Annotated in this window: 16 protein-coding genes; 10 read left to right on the top strand and 6 right to left on the bottom strand. The window is 39.2% G+C overall.

Annotation, left to right across the window (positions count from 1 at the left end):
* Position 1: 1 nt before the first annotated feature.
* Genes CLV96_RS09720 through lepB form a run of 3 tightly spaced genes read right to left on the bottom strand, consistent with a single transcriptional unit; the run spans position 2 to position 4,320 of the window.
* The gene (locus CLV96_RS09720; RefSeq protein ID WP_004785267.1) at positions 2-1,906 is read right to left on the bottom strand and encodes a motility associated factor glycosyltransferase family protein; all 1,905 of its coding nucleotides are present in this window, start codon (positions 1,904-1,906) and stop codon (positions 2-4) included.
* Positions 1,907-3,718 carry a penicillin-binding protein gene (locus CLV96_RS09715; protein WP_004785376.1) on the bottom strand — a complete coding sequence of 604 codons (1,812 nt, stop codon included), beginning with the start codon at positions 3,716-3,718 and terminating at the stop codon, positions 1,907-1,909.
* 2 nt (positions 3,719-3,720) lie between these two features.
* Complete coding sequence (lepB, locus tag CLV96_RS09710; RefSeq protein ID WP_231292478.1) at positions 3,721-4,320, bottom strand: signal peptidase I; 600 nt, start codon at positions 4,318-4,320, stop codon at positions 3,721-3,723.
* A gap of 95 nt (positions 4,321-4,415) precedes the next feature.
* On the opposite strand from lepB, the gene thrC reads away from it, so the two are divergent.
* The 4 genes from thrC to CLV96_RS09690 all read left to right on the top strand — a co-directional run bounded on the left by thrC (position 4,416) and on the right by CLV96_RS09690 (position 8,263).
* A complete protein-coding gene (gene thrC / locus CLV96_RS09705; protein WP_004785792.1) occupies positions 4,416-5,762 on the top strand; it encodes a threonine synthase in 1,347 nt (448 codons plus the stop codon).
* Between the two features lie 53 nt (positions 5,763-5,815).
* Entirely contained in the window at positions 5,816-6,526 is a 711-nt protein-coding gene (locus tag CLV96_RS09700) for a hypothetical protein (RefSeq protein ID WP_004784857.1), read from the top strand.
* A complete protein-coding gene (locus CLV96_RS09695; RefSeq protein ID WP_004786527.1) occupies positions 6,526-7,686 on the top strand; it encodes an LIC10486 family protein in 1,161 nt (386 codons plus the stop codon). Before CLV96_RS09700 ends, CLV96_RS09695 begins: the two co-directional genes overlap by 1 nt.
* A 217-nt stretch (positions 7,687-7,903) precedes the next feature.
* Positions 7,904-8,263, top strand: coding sequence for a hypothetical protein (locus tag CLV96_RS09690; RefSeq protein ID WP_208325389.1), 360 nt, complete (start codon positions 7,904-7,906; stop codon positions 8,261-8,263).
* A 71-nt stretch (positions 8,264-8,334) separates the two neighbouring features.
* Here the strand turns inward: CLV96_RS09690 and CLV96_RS09685 are convergent, their stop codons facing one another.
* Together CLV96_RS09685 and leuS are read right to left on the bottom strand one after the other, a co-directional pair.
* Entirely contained in the window at positions 8,335-9,369 is a 1,035-nt protein-coding gene (locus tag CLV96_RS09685; protein ID WP_004785325.1) for a DUF6242 domain-containing protein, read from the bottom strand.
* A 227-nt stretch (positions 9,370-9,596) separates the two neighbouring features.
* Positions 9,597-12,200: a leucine--tRNA ligase gene (leuS, locus tag CLV96_RS09680; protein WP_004784385.1), complete on the bottom strand. Its 2,604-nt coding sequence runs from the start codon at positions 12,198-12,200 to the stop codon at positions 9,597-9,599.
* Between the two features lie 419 nt (positions 12,201-12,619).
* Here leuS and CLV96_RS20095 point away from each other — a divergent pair, with 419 nt between their 5' ends.
* The 3 genes from CLV96_RS20095 to CLV96_RS09665 are packed head-to-tail and all read left to right on the top strand — an operon-like array spanning position 12,620 to position 16,070.
* A complete protein-coding gene (locus CLV96_RS20095) occupies positions 12,620-12,754 on the top strand; it encodes a hypothetical protein (protein ID WP_004787687.1) in 135 nt (44 codons plus the stop codon).
* Complete coding sequence (locus CLV96_RS09670; RefSeq protein ID WP_004786219.1) at positions 12,754-13,530, top strand: ABC transporter ATP-binding protein; 777 nt, start codon at positions 12,754-12,756, stop codon at positions 13,528-13,530. Before CLV96_RS20095 ends, CLV96_RS09670 begins: the two co-directional genes overlap by 1 nt.
* The gene (locus tag CLV96_RS09665) at positions 13,527-16,070 is read left to right on the top strand and encodes an ABC transporter permease (RefSeq protein ID WP_004786739.1); all 2,544 of its coding nucleotides are present in this window, start codon (positions 13,527-13,529) and stop codon (positions 16,068-16,070) included. The genes CLV96_RS09670 and CLV96_RS09665 overlap by 4 nt, the downstream gene beginning before the upstream one ends.
* 167 nt (positions 16,071-16,237) lie before the next feature.
* Here CLV96_RS09665 and fcpA read toward each other — a convergent pair whose 3' ends face one another.
* Entirely contained in the window at positions 16,238-17,140 is a 903-nt protein-coding gene (fcpA, locus tag CLV96_RS09660; protein ID WP_035983010.1) for a flagellar coiling protein FcpA, read from the bottom strand.
* Between the two features lie 233 nt (positions 17,141-17,373).
* On the opposite strand from fcpA, the gene CLV96_RS09655 reads away from it, so the two are divergent.
* From CLV96_RS09655 to panB, 3 genes are read left to right on the top strand one after another with little or no spacing between them, the layout of a single operon-like run.
* Positions 17,374-18,237: an ATP-binding protein gene (locus CLV96_RS09655; protein ID WP_035983009.1), complete on the top strand. Its 864-nt coding sequence runs from the start codon at positions 17,374-17,376 to the stop codon at positions 18,235-18,237.
* A 4-nt stretch (positions 18,238-18,241) separates the two neighbouring features.
* Complete coding sequence (gene folK / locus CLV96_RS09650) at positions 18,242-18,715, top strand: 2-amino-4-hydroxy-6-hydroxymethyldihydropteridine diphosphokinase (RefSeq protein WP_004786064.1); 474 nt, start codon at positions 18,242-18,244, stop codon at positions 18,713-18,715.
* The gene (gene panB / locus CLV96_RS09645; protein WP_004785436.1) at positions 18,690-19,496 is read left to right on the top strand and encodes a 3-methyl-2-oxobutanoate hydroxymethyltransferase; all 807 of its coding nucleotides are present in this window, start codon (positions 18,690-18,692) and stop codon (positions 19,494-19,496) included. Before folK ends, panB begins: the two co-directional genes overlap by 26 nt.
* Positions 19,497-19,544 lie beyond the last annotated feature (48 nt).

The following is a 19,544-nucleotide window of genomic DNA, read 5'->3' as shown; positions in this document are numbered from 1 at the left end:
ATTACAACATTCGATAGAGTGATTTTGTGAGCATCCGTTTGGTAGACTGAACGGATGAATATAATCCTTCATACAACAATAAGGACTTTTTTGCCACGGCAAGCCTGGGATTTTCTTTTTCTTCTAAAGTTAGGTTGTCATCATAACCTTCTGTAATGGTTAAAATAACTCTTTGGATTCCCAAACTTAAAATTTCATTCAAACCTTTTTTTCCAGAAACCTGTTCATCAATTAAATCCATTTGTTTGATGTCTTCTGAAAAAGTTTTAGGATTGATTTGATTTAGTTTGATTTGGTTGTAAATTCTTTGTGAAACCGTAAGTCCTTTTTTAACAATCGTGACAAATTCCGACAATGCCTCTGTTGTGGACTTAATTTCTGAAACTAACTGTTTTGGATCAAAAAAAGGGATTTCTATTTTTAGCTGAGAGTTAATTCGATTTCGTACAGATTGTACTAAATTGGTTTGGGATTTTACTTCGTTTTCATCACTCTTAAACTCTTTGGAAAATTCAGAATGGGGAATTCCTTCTAGTTTGGCACCAAACTTAGTGAGATTGGTCCAAGGATTGTCCTTGGCATGGTCTTCGAACCATTTTTTAAAGATTAACATCTTTTCATTGGTGATATAGGTTTCTTCCAAATTCCCTGTGACTTTTTTTTGAGGTAAGGCAAACAGTTGTTTGTAGTTATGTTTTTCCCGGCGAAACTTTCTTGATTCTAAATAGTTCAATCGTTCTTCGAGGACTGCCCCTTTGGAGTGGGCGAGTCCCTTAGTAAAACTCAAATCTTGGCCTACTAAGAAAACAGAACCTGCACCCATAAGAGTCGCAAGGCTTGCTGCGTTGGTGGAAACGGAACCACCAAAAGGGACAGATCCAATTTCGCCGGAGCCAGTTCTTTCCAGTAATCCGATCAAAGGAAAAGGGGAAGATGTCACATAACCTTTGTTTGGTCCATTGTCTAATCGTAAACTTAAATAAGTGGATGTGGGATCAAAAATGAGAATTCCGTTTCCAGAATAATCTTCAAGGTATTGGCTATTTAAGGCCTGCGGGTCGACAGAAAAAATCAAATCGGGTTCTACCCCAAAAGACGTGAGGATGGGTAAGGCCGTATCTACTGCGAGGAGAAGAAATTGGTTTCTATACTTTGTTAAATCGGGTATGGATTCGGAAAGACTTGGTCCGGCCCCGCATACAACAATAGAAATTCCTTCGGCAATGCCAAATAGATCTGAGATCGGACGGAACTTAGACAATTCAGGTAAATTATAACAAATATTTTTGGCCCAAATTTTTTCAAACCTGGTGAGAGTCGCAAGGTTCACATCTTTTTTGTGAAACATTTGTTCGGCTGTATGACGAAGTTTTAAATAATCCGATTCTCTCCATTGCCAAGATCCCCTGTGAGGAACAAAACTAATGGGATGGGTTCCTTTGCCTTTAACTGCATCTGAGAGTTGGTCTTCCAATCCTTCGCCTGTGATAAGGATCAACTTACCTTCTAACAATGATTTTGAAAAATCAAATATTTGAAATGCTTCCTTAATGAAAAATACATGTGGTTCCATCCAAATGATGTTTACTTTTTCTCTTTCTAAGAGATAAGGAAGGATATAACCAAGGCCTGCACCAAACAAAAGATAAATACGTTCACTTCCATCATGAGGAAGTTCGGTGGCAAATCGTTCGGCTTCTTTTTTGGGATCAAACCTACTATGGATCCAAACTCCCTCTAATTCTAACGTAAGATCTCCCGTTTTAGACTTTGTTAGTTGGTAAGAGAAATTCGTTTCGGAATTTGAAGAATTCCTCACCTCAGAAATTTGATCTGAATTTTGAATTTTTTCCGCTAACCAGGACGGTAGGGCGGCAAGATTTTTCTCCAGATAAGTTTCGTTCACTTAAGGTTCCAAAACTATTTTGATAGAAGAACTAGTTGGAAGAGAAGATCCCGCTTTTGGTTCTTGGGATTTCACAAATCCAGAACCTTCAATTTTATATTCTTGTTGTAGTTGTTTTAAAATTTGAATAGTTTCGGAAGCTGTAAATCCGGTAAGATCAGGCATTACTTTGGTATCGAGTTTGAAGATTTTATTTTTTTCTCCTTTTAATCGATACACAAGTGCTTTCTCACTTTTTTCAACAATGGGAATGATACTTTCTACCACCTCACGAAAGACAGGTGCTGCGATTCCACCACCTGTATGGGTTTCTCCACCAGGTTCATCAAAAACAATGAGACCTACATACTTAGGTTTCTCTGCAGGAAAAAAACCTAAGAAACTTGCAGTAAAGAGACCAGCTTGGTAACCGGCACCTGCTTTTGCTTTTTGTGAGGTCCCTGTTTTTCCTGCGATAAAGTAGTTTTCCAAATATGCTTTTTTCCCTGTTCCTTGTGAAACGGCTTTCCCCATTGCATTTAAAGTTTTTTTAGCAGCCCCTTCTTTGATTCCAAGTAATTCATTTTTAATCGAAAATTCATGTACAAGTTCTCCATAAGAATTGGTGATTTGAGACACAACAGATGGTTCATATAAAATCCCCCCATTCACAACAGCTGCTGCGGCAGTGATGAGTTGGATGGGTGTGACGGAAAGTCCCTGACCTATAGATAAAAAGTAGGGTGTACTTTTGTTCCATTTATTCAAAGGAGGTAAATATCCTTTTGCTTCATGAATAGAAAAATTAGTTCGTTTTCCAAACTTAAATTTTTCCATATAACTATAATAAGTTGCTTCATCAATTTTTTGGGCAGCTTTGATGATTCCTACGTTACAAGAGTATTGTAAAATTTCATCTAAATTGACATGACCATGATTGTCAGTACAACGAATGGTGGTTTTTCCAATTTCAATATAACCTGGACAATGAAACCTTTCTCCTGGCAGGATTTTTCCTTCATTGAGTAACATAAGAGCTATGAAAATTTTCATTGTTGATCCCGGTTCATAAACATGACGGATGGACCAATTGGTGTGAGATTCCAAAGGAAAATCCTGAAAATGGTTGGGATCAAAGTTAGGATAGGAAGCCATTGCTAAAATTTTTCCCGTTTCCGTATCCATAATCATACCAATTCCCCGTTTGGATGCTGTTTGGATAAATGCCTTTTGTAATGATTTTTCCAATCGGTATTGAATGATACTATCAATTGTTAGATGGACATTATTTCCTTTACTCGATTCTGCATCGGGGGTAGATAATAATTCCAAATTGAATAACATCTCAAGACCTGACAGTGCTTTGTCGTCATCATAACCTGTAAATCCAAGTAAACTAGCTGCCAAACTTCCCTGTGGATAAATTCGTTTGTATTCTTTTTCGACTCGAACACCGGGAAGCGACAGAGCTTTGATTTTTTCAGCTTTAGTAAGTTCAATTTCTCTTTTTAATAAAAAATAATTTTGTTTTTCCCTGATAGTTTCTATGAGTTTGTTCGGAGTGATTCCTAGAATAGGGCCTAACTCTTGTGCAGTGAGCTCGGGATCATAAATGTTAGTTGGATCAATTCCAACTGTAGCCGATTCACGTGAAATTGCTAACTCAATCCCTCGTCTGTCGTAGATCGTTCCCCGTTGGACATACTTACTAGACTTTAAATTGATGATATTGTCGTTAAAATAAGAAAGATAAATTACTCGGAAAAGTAAAATTACAAAAAGGGAGAGGATAAAAAGAAAAATATACTTAAAACGTTGTTTGTATTCTGTCATCGTTAGAAATAAAAAATTACTTTGCCTTTGATTTTTTCAACAGGGACAAGTCCAAACGAACGGGAGTCTGTTGAATATTGTCTGTTGTCGCCTAGAAGAAGATAATAACCAGGAGGAATTCTTCCTTGTTTTTCCATAGCAAGAAAAGGTGAGTTGTGGCGATTGAGAAATATGGATGTACTTGGCTCGCTTGTGTAGGTTCCTTGGGGAAGGTAATTTTCCAATAACTCTGTTGAGTCGATCAGCACCCGTCCGGCTTCTATAGAATAAAATTCTCCAGGTAAACCTATCACTCGTTTGACGACTAGTTCATCTTCTTGGCTCACAAATAAAACCAAATCCAACTTATCAATTTTTGGATCTGTATAAAGGAGTGGTGTTCCAAAAAATTTGGCAGAGATGGCAAATCCACCTTTCCAAACAAAAACCACCGACCCATGTTCTAAGGTTGGATACATGGAATTTCCTTGGATGGAATAAATTTGGAATAAAAAGATGCGCACAAATAAGAGGAAACAGAGAAAGAAAAAGAGGAAAATGCTACGACGGGCGTAACGTTTGAATTTGACCCACCAGCGAGGAGAATGTGTTTCTGTTTCCATATCCATCAAAAAACGATAAAAATCATTCGTGCATTTTTCCCCTTTCTCCAGAATGGAAAAGGAACTTTCCGTAAATCTGAAGCCTAGAGAAGTCTATGTCACTTACAAAATATCAATTCCGAGCACAGTTTCGATGTACCAACGAATCTTGTCGCAAAACCTATCCTCTCCACCAAGTGATTTATTCCTGCGAAGCTTGCGGGGAACTTTTAAATGTCGAACACGATATAGACAGTCTCAAACAAGTTTCCGCACAAGAATGGAAATCGGAATTTGAATCGCGGTTCCGTTCAAGCCAATTCCCGAATGCCTCCGGGGTTTGGGGGAAAAAGGAATGGGTTCTCCCTGGAATTCAGGATGAAAATATCATCACATCGGGGGAAGGAACCACCCATTTGTACGACGCTTCTCGATTTGCCAAAGATTTGGGGCTTTCAAGCCTCCATGTCAAACAATGCGGAGTTTCGCATACAGGCTCTTTTAAAGATTTAGGAATGACGGTTCTTGTGAGCCAGGTCAATCAAATGATTGCGGACGGAGTGCCCATCCAAGCCGTTGCCTGTGCTTCGACTGGTGATACCTCTGCAGCTCTTGCTTCTTATGCGGCCAAAGCAGGAATACCATCTATTATTCTACTACCAGCTAACAAAGTATCAACGGCCCAACTGATTCAGCCCGTATCCAATGGGGCTCTTGTGTTGGCACTGGAAACGGACTTTGATGGTTGTATGGCGGTGGTGAAAGAACTCACCAAAGAAAAATCGATTTATCTTGCAAACTCAATGAATTCATTGCGAATCGAAGGTCAAAAAACCATTTCGATTGAGATTACCCAACAGTTAGGTTGGAAAGTTCCGGATTGGATTGTGATTCCTGGTGGGAATTTAGGAAATGTTTCTGCTCTTGGAATGGGATTTGAGATGATGTTGGAACTTGGACTCATCAATAAATTACCGAGAATTATTTTGGCCCAGGCAAAAAATGCGAGTCCGCTTTATGAATCGTTTAAGAAAGGTTTTGCGGACTTCTCTCCTGTGACGGCAGAAAAAACATTAGCCTCTGCTATCCAAATCGGAGACCCAGTTTCTGTAAAAAAGGCCATTCGTGTTTTAAAAAAATTCAATGGAGTTGTGGAAGTTGCCACGGAAGAAGAGTTGGCAAATGCAGCTGCGCGCGGTGATCTATATGGATTATACAATGATCCACATACAGGTGTGGCACTGGCGGCACTTTTGAAATCCGTTGAATCAGGTGTTGTTGGGAAAGGTGAGTCAGTGGTCGTGATCTCCACAGCGAATGGACTCAAGTTCACTGAATTCAAACTTGCTTTTCATGAAGGGAAAATCCCTAATATTGATGAAAGACTAAAAAATAGAATCCAACCTTGTCAACCGAACCTGAATGGAGTGATGGAAATCCTAGCTAAACAACTGAAGAAATGATAATTCGCTAGACAAATCCCCTACATGTTGGCAAATTTTTTCAGTTTACCGGTATGTCCCAAGAGATCCAACTAACTTCCCAGTTTTGCACCTCTGTGGATCGTGCAGTGGAGCTTGGAAAAAAAATCTCCATGATTACTTATGTGATGGGGGATATCGGTGAGACCAAACTGAAGTACATTTTGTTTCGTATTTTGGGTTCTCTAGGTCGTGAAGACTTGATGGAACTCTTTTACACTGCTGCGAAGGAACTCATTGTCAATTCAACCAAAGCAGCAATTAAAAGAATCATATTTGAAGAACTCAAACTCAACATTCAGAACTTACAAGATTATGAAGAAGGAATGAAACTTTTTAAATCTAGTCTGAATGAAAGAAAGTTCCCCACTTATAAAAAGAAAATGAGGGAATCCGGACTCTTTGTAAAAATCACTTGTATCTACAGAAAGGATAAAATCGATCTCGAAATTAGAAATAATTTCCCATTATTGCCCATTGAGGCTGAACGCGTAAAAGAAAAGTTTATTAATGCGAAAAAGTATGATAATCTATTCGAGTTCTTTATGGAACACGGTGATAGTACGGAAGGAGCGGGAATGGGAATCACGATGGTAGAAATACTTTTGTCTCAATCAGGCTTTGATCGTCGATTGCTCTCTATATATTCATCAGAAAGGAAAAAGGAAACAGTAGCTCGTGTGGAAGTACATTTAAGTGGATTGCCAAAATCTACCGATACACATGAACAATTGTTTGTAGAATAATGTCCGAATTAAACTCAAAAGCAGACCAACTCAAACGACAAGCAGACCTAATGGGCCTGACTAGAGAAGCCGTGTTTACGGATGAACAAGCCAAAGAAGTTTTACAAGGTAAAATTACAGATGGTTATCTCGTAAAAGTAAAAATCGACCTGGACAGTTTAAACGGAATGGTTCTCATTCTAGTATCATCCATTCGAAAACACATCATGGAACTGTATGCGGTTGTGGGAACTTCTCCAACTTTTCGAAGAATTCGAACATTTGCTGACCATGTACAAATATCGACTGATTTAGGTGACATTGGAAAATCTGGTGGGTATGATCCTGCGATTTCCGAAAATATTGGTCGTGCAGTACACAGGGCCTTCACCAAAGAGAAGTTAGAAGAACTTCTTCCGCTTTGGCAAAAAAAAGATCCTTCTCATATTACGGAACTTTTGGAAAATCCAATTCTCATGGCAACCAAAGGTAGAAATATAAAACTCCAAGCGGAAGTGGACAAACTATCTACCGCAAAGTTTCGATATGAAAACCCAATGAAAGGCGTAATTTTACCTATTCCAAAACCTGATGATGAAGCTGCAGCTGCTAAAGATGCTTCCATTCCTGGTATCTCCACCGAACCAGCGAAAGGTGAACTATCTTCCCTCGAACGTCAAATTGCTCAATTCCGAACATCTTTTCCAAAAGAATTGAATATGAAAACGGTGATATCTCCTATCAACGGTGTGGAGTTTGATAATTTAGTTGAAGGTATGGAAATTTTATTCCGTGTTCCGACTGAAACTCCAGAAGGCCTAACGAATGCCCAAATCCTTGGTTTAATTGATGAAGAAGGAAAAATTTCAAAAGATCCAGTTGTTGGAAAATTTTTAGGAATTGCAGGAAGCAAAACAGAATATCATATTTTTGCGGAAGGACCGAACCAATATTTGCTTCATTCTGTGGAAGAACATCCTGTAAAAGTTGCCATTCCAAAGCCGGCAGGGATGACAGGCGGTACAAACAAAGGTTCTTCGGCACAAGGCGTTAAGAAAAAAACAGGAAATGCCCCGGCCCAAGAATCCAAGGGTTCAGGTGCCAACTTATTTATGTTAATGGGTGCTTTTGTGACGATTGTCCTTTTTGGAGTGTTGATTTTTGTGATGGTGATCTTGTAGGGGTTGTTAGGTTATATGTTTTGTAATCGTGATCTTGTGAAAGTTAATTGATTTTGACAAGGATGGAGAGAGAAGATTAGTTTCACTCTGAATTGGAATTGAAATCGGAATGCTTTTTTTTAGACCTATTGCAAAAGCTATATTAGTTCATAATCTATCGCAGTCAATCTTGATAGTCATTTCATTCTTTTTGGGAATTGTCCTATCTGGTTTAGGAATGAATCCATTTGCCTATTATGGACTGGTAGCATTCCTTCCCAATATGATTGGTCTCATTATCCTTTATTTGTTATCAACCATCTCCTTTCGATTTTGGTTTGCTGCAATTGATTCATCGTATGTATGTTCAATTGCACTCATGTTATATTGGTTAGGAAATGCTTTCTTTTCAAATTCTTTATTCCCAATTCATTTACAATGGACTTGTGGAATTTTCATGGTGTCTGCAATTGTGATCCGTTTAAAAAAATCAGATACAAACAAGACAATGCCAAACCAAAAACGCAGATGGATACCAACTGCAATTCTTGGTCTCGTAATATTATTATTTTCTTTTTTGCCGCAAATAAGATGGTAAAGGTTTGCTAAGTAAAAGTTTAACAAGTAACTTCGATTTTTACAAGTTTCCCTTTAGCATAGTTTTAGAAATTAATTCTTTCTCCAGGTAGCATATTGTACACGGTTTGTTCCCGTTCCATTAATCGAAACGACTACCCAAGTATCCTTTCCAAAAGAAACTCCATACCATTGGTTGGAATCTGCTGCTGTAGATTTTGCAGTCCATGTAATCCCATCAGTGGATGTCATGATACGATTGGTTCCAGAAAACGATGCAGCCATAAACAAACCATTGGCATAATGAACATTATACCATTCGTTTTGTTCGGAAGCCGAACGAGCTGTCCAATTGATTCCATCTGTGGAAGTCATCACACGGTTGGTTCCTGTCCTTGCAACAGCAACAAATTTTCCTTTCCCGTAAGTGACAGAGCGCCAATCGTTTGTTTCAGCTTGAGTTTGTAATGTCCAATTGATACCGTCAGGTGAAGTCGCGACGCTAGTAGTTCCACCCGATGCAACTGCGACAAATAGATTGTTTCCAAAAGTCACGCTTCGCCATGGCCGAAGAGCAGGTTGTGTTCTTGAAGTCCAGTTAATTCCATCGGGTGAGGTTGCCCAGTCGCCTGTTCCTGAGTTTTCAATCGCTACAAAGAGACCATTGCCGTACGTAACGCTAGCAAATGAACTCGTCGGAAAAGTGCGGGAAGTCCAATTGATTCCATCAGAAGAACTCATGATCCGATTTGCACTACCACCACTGGAAACCGCAACGTATGTATTGTTTCCGTAAGCAACACTTAACCATTGGCTTGCTTCAGATGCAGATCTGCCAGTCCAAGAGAGTCCATCTGAAGATGTCATAACGCGATTGGTGCCATCTTGTGATACTGCGACAAACTGATTGGAGGCAAACAATATTCCTGCCCATGCATTTGCCTCAGTTGCTTGTGCCAAAGTAAAATCACTAAGGGTGCATAATTCAGGGTTTGTTTCACATGTTTTTGCTGCGTCTAATAAAAGTAAGGCTCCCAAAAGGGTGCTGGAATTATTTTTGGAGTTAGGATTACATGAGTAAAACTGAAAAAGGATCATGATAGTGATACAAGTGAAACGAAAAAACATGAATGGCTCCCAATAAATAATTGATTAAGTGTTCTTTTATAAATGGTCATTATGTGAATGCAAGTATAAAATTTTTAGAAGTTAGGTGTTACATAAGTTTAACTTATCTAGTTAGAGTAGAGGACGAATCAAAAATGCGCATCCATATGACATGATTTCTAAAGGCAAATGAAATTTATTTGTAAAATGGAATGGTCTAATGATTTAAATCCAACGGAATCAAAAATTTAACCCGCCACAACAATATTTACTAGTTTGCCCTTCACATAAATTTCTTTTTTGATTTCTTTCCCTTCCCAAAATGGTTTAGCTTTTTCAACTTCCTTGGCAAGAGCCAAAACTTCTTTTTCTTCGATGTCTCTTGGAGCCAGAAATTCCCCACGCATTTTACCATTCACTTGGATCACAATTGTGATATTGGCATCCACCAAATACTTATCATCCCATTTTGGATATGGATGGTAAGCAAGAGATTCTTTATATCCAAGTTTTTCCCAAAGTTCTTCTGCTAAATGAGGGGCAAAGGGAGAAAGAGCCAGAACAAATGTCTCTAAAACTTTTTTAGGTTTTCTTGGATTACTAGTGAACTCATTGATGAAAATCATCATTTGAGAAACAGCTGTATTGAATGAGAAGTGATCAATATCGTCTTTTACTTTTTTAACCGTTCTGTGAAGAGTTTTGAGTTCTTGTTCGTTTGGTTCAATATCTTCAACAAAGAAAGATTCGTTTTCGCCAGAATGGAAAAGTCTCCAAACACGATTTAAAAATCGAAACACTCCATCTACACCGTTTTTACTCCAAGGTTTGGACATCTCAAACGGGCCCATAAACATTTCAAAGAGACGAAGTGTGTCTGCACCGTATTCTAAAACTACATCATCAGGATTGACAACATTGCCTCTCGATTTAGACATTTTTCCTTTATCTTCTCCGAGAATAAGACCTTGGTGGACTAATTTTTTAAATGGTTCCGGGGAAGAAACATGGCCTAAATCAAAAAGAATTTTATGCCAAAATCTGGAGTATAACAAGTGTAATACTGCATGTTCCGCCCCACCTACATACACTTCCACAGGCATCCATGCTTTTTCCAATTCTGGATCGATCAGTTTTTCATTGTTTCTTGGGTCGATATAACGTAAGTAATAATAACAAGATCCAGCCCACTGCGGCATGGTATTGGTTTCTCTTTTTCCCACTTCACCCGTTACAGGATCAGTATACACAAGCCAATCTTTTGCTAGGGCAAGGGGAGATTCACCTGTTCCAGAAGGTTTGAATTCTTCCAGATCTGGTAAAACTAAAGGTAGTTCTGCATCGGAAAGTGCTTTTGGTGTTCCATCAGCAAAATGAACCAGAGGGATGGGTTCTCCCCAATAACGTTGTCTTGCAAAAAGCCAATCTCTTAGTTTAAATTGGACTTTTTTACGGCCGATACCTTTCCCTTCAGCCCAAGTGGACATCGTTTGGAAGGCATCTTTATAAGATTTACCATCTAACTTTACTTCAGCGGAAGATGAATTGATACAAACAGAGTCTTTCGAATCAAAAGCTAGGTTTGGTTCCATCTTTCCATCGATGACTTGTTTGATCGGAAGTTGGAACTTTACAGCAAAATCATAGTCTCTTTGGTCATGGGCAGGAACGGCCATAATGGCACCGGTTCCATAAGAAATTAAAACATAATCGGATATATAAATGGGAATCTTGATGGAAGCATTTGTAGGCAGACTTGCATACGATCCTGTAAACACACCGGTTTTATCTTTATTTAATTCGGTTCTTTCCAAATCACTTTTTAATGAACAATCTTTTTGGTATTTTTCGACTGCAGATTTTTGTTCTACAGTGGTGAGCTCTGCCACAAGTGGATGTTCAGGAGCAAGGACAAGGTAAGTGGCGCCAAAAATGGTGTCGGGTCTTGTTGTATAAACTGTAATGTCCTTTGATAAATAAGGAACGTGGAAACTGAGTTCCAATCCTTCTGATTTTCCAATCCAGTTTCTTTGCATTTCTAAAGTGGAAGTGGGCCATTCACAAAGAGAAAGATCGTTTAGCAAACGTTCGGCGTATGACGTGATGCGCATCATATATTGGCGCATCGGTTTTCTCTCTACAGAATACCCTTTCGAGGTCCATTCTTCTACTTCTTCGTTGGCAAGAACGGTGCCGAGAGCTTCACACCAGTTGACTGGGATATTCGCTTCATAAACCAATCGGAAATGGGATAAAATATCTTCTTTTTCTTTGCGGGATTTGGATTTCCAATCGGCAGCAGAGAACTGAATTCCTTTAGGAAGTTCTTTTCCTTCAAAAAATACGGAACCTTCGGATTCCAATGTTTTGATGAGCTCTGCAATAGGAATCGCTTTGTTTAACTTCCTGTCAAAGTAGGAATTGTAAATTTGAAGGAAAATCCACTGAGTCCAACGATAATAGTCGGGATGTGTGGTAGAAATTTCCCTTTCCCAGTCATAAGAAAGCCCAAGGCTTTTGATTTGGCGGCGAAAGGTATCAATATTGTTCTTTGTTGTCGTGCGAGGGTGGATCCCGGTGGTCATTGCATATCGTTCTGCCGGAAGACCAAAGGCGTCCCAACCCATAGGATGGAGGACTTCAAATCCTTCCATTCGTTTGAGTCTGGAAATGATGTCGGTGGCTGTGTATCCCTCAGGGTGGCCTACGTGAAGGCCGGCGCCACTTGGGTAGGGAAACATGTCTAAACAATAGTATTTAGGTTTGGTTGAGTGTGCGTTTGTGCGAAAGGTCTGGTGGTCGTCCCAGTGTTTTTGCCATTTTTGTTCAATATCTTGGAATGGATAATTCATCGACTAACGTAGAGAAAGTGTAGTAATTCTACTTTCTCACGGAGTCGATGATTTTTACAAGCTTTTTGAAACTCTTGGACAGACAAACTTTACAGAGATTGTATTGATAGAGGTTCGTGACGGATCCGCATTCCGCACAAGGTTTAAGATTGTTGATTTTCACATTCATAAAGTCTGCAGTATTTATCTTTGTATTGCATTCGAGCATTCTATATTTACCTGTATGAGTCCGCTTATCGACAGTGCTGTTCATAACTTCCCAAAATTCCTAAAAATAGGGATCGGGGAAACACTACGATGAAGTTACTTTATATGAAACCCACCCTTTGGGGTCAAAAAAAATTAGGATGTACGCTCAAAAAGATAAGTAAAAATTTGTCAGAATTTTTTCGAATCGGTGCAATATAGTTGGAACGGAAATGAAAATTAAAAAAAATATAACTGTTACGGAAAAAATTGAAAAATCGTTGTTAGGTGATATTTTTTCTGATAAATGCCCGTTATTAGTCATGTCTCTTTTGTTAGGTGATAAAATCTTTGGGGGAAAAACCTAGTGTTGGAATTTAAAAATGTGTTCAAATCATTTCACAATGAATCGGAAACGATTGATGTGTTGAAAAATATTTCATTTCGCATTGAAACAGGTGAATTTGTAGCGATTATAGGCCCATCAGGTTCTGGCAAATCAACACTTCTTGGTGTAGCAGCCGGTCTAGATAAACCAGATACAGGGGTTGTGGCACTGAATGGAATTGATCTTACGAAGGAAAATGAATCTAATTTAGCTGATTTACGTGCAGACAAAATTGGTTTTATCTTTCAAAACTTCCAATTACTCCCTGGTCTAAATGCCATTGAGAATGTAGGGATTCCATTGTACTTAAAATCTTCACTGACAGAGGCGGAGATTTTAAAAAAATCAGAAAAAATATTGGAATCTGTGTCTATGTCTCACAGAGGAACTCACTTCCCAAAACAGTTGTCAGGTGGTGAAGAACAAAGAATTGCCATCGCAAGAAGTTTTGTGAACGATCCAAAGATTATTTTTGCCGATGAACCGACTGCCAATTTGGATTTTAAAAATAGTAAAACTGTTTTAGATCTTTTGTTATATAGAAACAAAGAACAAGGTACCACTTTAGTGGTCGTAACTCATGATCCCGATGTGGCAAAATTGGCAGATCGTGTTTTAGAAATGAAAGATGGGGAAATTATTTCGGATTCTCGCAAAAAAAACAACACAAACAAAAGTTCTTCTAAAAAATCGGTTACAAAAAATACCACCAAACAAAAAAAAACGAACGTTACTTCTAAGCAGGTGCGTCGATGAAAGTTTCTTTGTTTCGATTTTACCTGAAACGTGAGCTCTTTTCAAGGTTTCGGTATTCTTTACTCATTGTAGTTTCCATTACTCTTGGCGTGGGTTCCGTGATTGGAATCCATTCTTACAAAGACAATACGGCAAATGCCATCAAAAGAGAGGCAAAATCGATTATGGGGGCCGATATTGCCCTCCAATCCCCCCAAGAAATTACCAAAACAGCCGAAAAATTGGTCGAAACTAGCCTCCCAAAGGGCTCGGAAACCAGTGCCTCTATCCAATTTTTATCGATGATTTCGAATGAATCGGGTGAAGAGAATTCCTTAAGTTTTATCAAAGCGGTGGAGACCAATTATCCTTTTTACGGGGAAATGAAAACCGAACCGGAAGCTGCTTATCGCAATTTAAAACCAAACCAAGTTTTACTCGATAAGACTCTTGTGGAAAATCTCAAACTAAAAATTGGCGATCGAGTACGGTTGGGTGATAGTTTGCTAGTGTTAGCTGGTGTTGTGGTAAAAGAACCAGGCGCTGTGGGGTCTTTTGTTGGTTCTGCTCCAGGTTCCATCATTCGGAGAGATACCGCCAACCAAACGGGACTTGTGCAAAGAGGAAGTCGGATTCGTTATACCATTTATGCGAAGTTTCCAGAAACGGTAGACAGTTTGGATTGGAAGGACAAAGAGTTTGAAGCACTCATCAAAGAAGATTTAACCATCTATCACAATACAGAAGTCAATTCCGGCTCCCAACAGTTTATCAAAAACACTTTTGATTATATGGCCCTCCTTGCCCTCGCTGGATTTTTTTTAGGAGCCATTTCTGTTTATACAGCAGTCAGGACTCGGTTACTCGAAAAACGAAATGAAATTGCGATCCTTATGTGTCTTGGTGCCAAACCCAATGTGATTTTACTTTTGGTTTTTGCTGAAATTTTAATTTTATCCATCTTTGGTACCACTCTTGGACTAACTCTTGGATACGGAATCCAATCTGTTTTACCTGATATCAGTGGACTTATTTCAGTGGATACTGGTCTTGTCTTTGGACTTTCTTTTTCATCTTTGTTATGGAGTGTTGTGCTGGGAGTGGTGCTTCCTTTGCTCATCTCCATTCCTCTTGTTTTAGAAACAAGATCGGTAAAACCTTTAGCTGCTTTAAAAGAAGTGGAATCACAAACCAGTGGCAAATTATCCACATCCAAATGGCAATTTGGATCCTTTCTTTTGATTTATCTTTTGTTTACAAGTCTTGCAGTTCTCGAAACAGAAAGTTTTTTTAAAGGAATTCTCTTTACATTCGTTTTGTTAACTTTGCCAGTGCTTGTATACGGATTGTACATATTGTTTGGAGTCATTATCACAAAAATATCCAAACTGGGATGGTTATCGAAAGAATGGAGTCTCGTAACTAAAAAAGTAACCCGTAAATCAGGAGCCCTCAGGCTTTCTATTATCGGACTTGGATCGGCTCTCTTTATCCTCACCTTATCGCTCATCTTACAAGAGAGTTTACTTGAATTGAGTGGTGCTCGTGAGATTGAACGTAGACCCAATCTATTTCTTTTGGACATTCGAGAGAATCAAAAAAATGACCTGCTAACGACCATTAAGTCCTTTCCTGTGGAAAAACAATATTTAGCTCCTGTGATTGGGGCTCGTCTTTCCAAAGTCAATGGAGAACCCATCAAAAAAGAAGATACCATCAAAAATGCAATGGACCGCAATTGGCGAGCCACCGCAAGAACCCGGGAATACTTTTTATCCTACCGAGATGATTTGTATGATACAGAAGAGGTAACCAAAGGGTCTTGGTGGGGTGAATCAGGGCGAAATGAAATCTCTGTCGAACGGGATTTTGCGGGTTATTTACAAGCGGGCGTGGGTGACGAGTTGACTTTTAATGTCCAGGGCCGTGAAGTTTCTGGAAAAATATCAAACTTACGTTCGGTGAACTGGGCGGATATGAAACCAAACTTTGTGGTCCTCTTTTCTAAGGGAATTTTGGAGAAAGCTCCTAGGTTTTATATTGTTTCTTTACTCATTGATTCTAGTGAGAACAGATACCAATTACAAAAGGCCATCGTGAACCGTTTTCCCAATATCACAGTAATTGATACTGAAAAAACCATCCAAGCCTTTATGGGAATTTTGGAAAAGGTCACGCAGATGATGGCGCTTATGACTGCTTTTATTTTGGCCGCTTCCTTTGTTCTCGTATTTACAACCTTATATGCCAGCCAATCGGAACGGAAACGAGAATTTGCTTTGTTACGAGTGATTGGAGCAAACAGTCGTTTTATGGTAAAACATTTCCTTCGTGAAGCCTTACTTGTTTCAGTGATTTCATTTTTACTCGGACTTGTTTATGCTGTTGTATCCAACGAGGTTCTCAACCGGTCGGTTTTAGAACTAAGAAGTGTGTATCCTTACGGACAACTTTGTTTAGTATTCTTAGGAATTTGTTTGGTAACAGTGAGTTTATACGCACTCGGACTATTTAGTTTCTTTCGAATGCCAACAAAGACAGTGTTAAAAGAAATCAAATGATTCGAAGAATTAGTTTCGTTGAGTTAGTATAGTTCCATACTTTTTTAGTTCGATTGAAATGGATTCATGAGAACTTAAAAGTTAAGGGGTTTCATTTCTTTTGAAGTAGAGACAAAAAAGCCCGGGGTTAAAGCCGGGCTTTCTCATTGAAAGAGATGTTTTCGGGATTATTGTGCTACCGAAATAACCTCATCTCGGTTGATTACGTTAACGATATGTTTGTATTCAGGAGAATCCTTTCCATATTTTAACTCAGTGGCACGTAATAAGTGAACGTTCTTTTTGTAACGATACTTGAAGAGCATATCATCTGGACCTTTTGTCTTTTTGATCATGTTTTCTTCGAAGCTATAGGCACTTGCAAGATACTTGTGAGCAGGGTATTCTTTCTCGTTATCATCGATTTCGATGTAAAGTTCAAGAATTGGGATGGTTTGAGGAAGATTTTGTAAGTCATACTCAGCCATAATCCAAGAACGATAAACATCAGAAAGAAGTCTTTTGAACTCAGGTCTTTCTCTTAAGTCAGGGTTTTTAATTTCATCAAGGTGATTGATCGCTTTAGAGAAGTAATTGAGAGCGTCTTGTTTCGCTTTCATTTTTTCACGGTAAACAACGCGTTCTTCTCTTGCTTTACGATCTACTTTTTGCCAGTACCATTTTTCATCTAAGCGTTTTTTCTCAGCTTCTTCTTTGCGGTACTGTTCCACCCAATCTCTATTTTTCATAATGGTGTTTACACCGGATTGGTAATTGGAAAGAGCCAATCGAAATTGGTTGTTTGCGAAAGTTTTAGAAAGTTGGTGTAACTCTTGGAAAGTTTTGTTATACCCTTTAAAATCAGGATTCTTCCAAAGAGATTCCTGTTCCATAATTTCTTTCTTTCTCTTTTTTTGGTCTTCGGTAAGTTCCGCATCGTCATTCTCAGGAACGAGTTCGCCTTTGAGAAGTTCGTCGACTTGGTCTTTAGCCGCTTGGCTATCTTGAGCGTTCGCAGGCTGAGTTTGTGCAAAAAGCACGCTGAAGCCGGACACCAGTTGGAGAATAAGGAGATACTTAATAATCTTCATAGTCGTGTGACCCTTTTGTCTCTTTCAATATTTTGAACAAATAGGTTTATCTATTTCTTCAATGAAAGTATCGGAATGGCAAGAGTCAATAATAACGAATTAATGAGGAAAAAAACCTAATCTTGAACTTTTTCTTCTGATTCTTTTCCCATTAAAGGGACATAAGTCTTGAATCGCCTAAAAAATCTCATTCCTTGACAGCTTAGAGAATTCGAGAAGATTGCTCCTTGGAGATGAATTTATCCGAAATTACTGCCATCCGGGACGGAAATCCACAGTGCAAAACCTGTGGTGGGGTCGGAATTACCTTAGCCGAACATGTTCGTGGCTCTCGTTCGGGGGCCCTTGTCCTTTGCCATTGTATTGGGAGCGACTGTAACACTTGTGAGTCGAAGGGGCAGGCCCCTTTTATGACTTTTGATAGGAAGTTGGACAAAATGCTTCCTTGTGTTTGTCATAATGCCCGGTTTTCCCTTCGCAATTGGGAGAATTTGGTCGAAAAAGCTAACATTCCTGCGAGGTATCGTTTCCAATTTTTGTCCAATATCGACATTGGAGACACAGCCAACGATCCCGATATGTCCTTTATCATTGCTCACGACTGGGCAAACGAACTGGTTCATAAATTTAAAAATGCAGATTTTTCCCCACAAGGATTTTACCTTTGGGGTGGGACCGGATCTGGAAAAACCTTACTTGCTTGCGTCATATTAAATGAACTCATCTTTCGTTATGGAATTACTTGTAAGTATGCAAAAGTGAACAAAGACTTTTTGTCTGCCATTCGCGATACGTACCAGTCAGATAGTGAAACCCATGGACAAGAACGATCCATTGAAAGAGAATTTGCAAACGTTGATGTACTCGTGATTGATGACTTTGGGGTCCAAAAAGAATCCGAATTCAACAATCGAAAGTTATATGATCTCATCGATAGTCGTTATGAACAAGAAAAACTAACCCTTCTTACTTCGAACCACTCTCTCATTGAATGGAGAGACCGAGGCCAAGGTCGCATTTATTCCCGTCTGATGGAAATGACAAAGGAAATTGAACTTAAGTGTCCGGATTACCGCACTAAGTTTGTTAAGAGGTAAGGCCATGAAGTATTCCAATATTGCCTTTTTGTCTCTGGGTTCGAACATCGGTGACAGGCACCATTTTATGGACCAGGCAATTTGGGAAATTTCTACCTTACCAGAAGTGCAAATTTTGAAACAATCGGAAAGATTGGAAACTGCCCCACTCGAGAATACCAACCAACCGTATTTTCTAAATCAAATTTTAAAGGTGATGGTTTCTTCTGCCTTTACACTTCCTTGTTTATTGGATTCTCTCCAAGCAATCGAAGACAAATTGGGTCGTAAACGTAGGTCTTGGAAAGGCCCAAGAGAAATCGACATCGATATTCTTACCTACGAAGCGGTTGTGATGAAAACAGATTTTTTACACCTACCTCACCATTCGCTTTATTCAAGACCATTCATTAAACAACTATTAACTGATATGGGAGAAATTGGAGTGTATGCACTCTTTTTGGAACTAAACCATGAAAAACATTATTCTGCAGTATAAAAAAAAGTACGATGCCGGAGAACCCATCTCTGTCATCACCTGTTACGATTATACCTTTGCGACTCTTTTTAACCGAACAGAAATCGATTGTATCCTTGTAGGTGATTCGCTTGGAATGGTGATCCAAGGAAATCATTCGACACTTCCCGTAACTCTGGATGAAATCATCTACCATACAAAAGCAGTTTGTAAAGGGGCTCCTGACAAAACCATCGTTGCCGATTTACCATTTTTATCTTACCAAACATCGATTGAAGAAGGGATTCGTTCTGCTGGCCGTGTTTTAAAAGAAACCAATGCTTCTTGTGTGAAACTAGAAGGTGATTCTGAATTTATCATCGAACTCACCCGCCGAATGACAGAATCGGGGATTCCGGTTTTTGCTCATTTGGGCCTCACTCCGCAGTCAGTCCACACTCTCGGCGGACATCGTGTCCAAGGAAAAACGGAAGCGGCTCGTTCCAAAATGGTTCGCAAAGCCAGGGAACTTGCGGAAGCAGGCGCCTTTGCTTTGTTACTCGAAATGGTTCCTGAATCTTTAGGAAAAGAAATCACCGAATCCATTCGGATTCCAACGATTGGCATTGGTGCCGGAAAGTATACTTCGGGCCAGGTTCTTGTGATGCAAGACCTACTGGGCCTGAATGAAGACTTTCATCCTAAGTTTTTAAAGAAGTTTGGGAATTTGAGTGGGCCAGTGAAGGATGCGGTGAATGTTTACCACCGCGAAGTTACGAAACGCGAGTATCCATCGGAAGCCCACGCCTTTTCTGATACTTAGAATTCTGAAGTTAAATTCGTTTGAAAAGAAATTGAATGATCCCTTTCT

This window comes from Leptospira meyeri, from assembly GCF_004368965.1.
In the GTDB taxonomy this organism is placed as follows: Bacteria; Spirochaetota; Leptospiria; order Leptospirales; family Leptospiraceae; genus Leptospira_A; species Leptospira_A meyeri.
Note: the sequence above shows the minus strand (reverse complement) of the source record. Positions and strands in the feature narration are given on the sequence as shown.